This window comes from Bradyrhizobium sp. 23AC (assembly GCF_054863025.1).
Window position 1 is genome coordinate 1 of the sequence record NZ_JAVAYN010000086.1, and the last position, 386, is coordinate 386.

At 66.3% G+C, this 386-nt stretch carries 2 protein-coding genes; both read right to left on the reverse strand.

Going from position 1 to position 386, the window contains the following annotated elements; all coding sequences use genetic code 11:
• On the reverse strand, positions 1-317 hold a 317-nt coding region (locus tag RAD10_RS41560; protein ID WP_461621994.1), incomplete at its 3' end, for an ATP-binding cassette domain-containing protein.
• On the reverse strand, positions 314-386 hold a 73-nt coding region (locus RAD10_RS41565; RefSeq protein ID WP_461621993.1), incomplete at its 5' end, for an ABC transporter ATP-binding protein C-terminal domain-containing protein. The genes RAD10_RS41565 and RAD10_RS41560, both read right to left, overlap by 4 nt.

A 386-nucleotide genomic window follows, 5' to 3' on the forward strand; every position in this document is an offset into this window, starting at 1 on the left:
CGGGTGATGGCCCCGAGCTGGAGATTCTCCTCCACCGTCATGGTGGTGAAGGTTCCGCGGCCCTGCGGCACATGGGCGATGCCGAACCGCACGATGCTCTCGGTGGAGCGGTTGTTCAGCGGCTTGCCGTCGAACTCGATGCCGCCGGTGGAGCGCACCATGTTGCAGATCGCGCGCAGCGTGGTGGTCTTGCCGGCGCCGTTGGCCCCGAGCAGCGTCGTCAACGATCCCTCGTTGAGCGAGAAGGACAGGCCATGGAGCGCCTGGACCTGGCCGTAATAGGCGCGCAGGTCCTTGACGTTGAGCAGCGTCGTCATTGGTCCTTGCTCCCGAGATAGGCCTTGATGACGTCGGGGTCCGCCTGCACCTGGGCCGGCGTGCCTTCC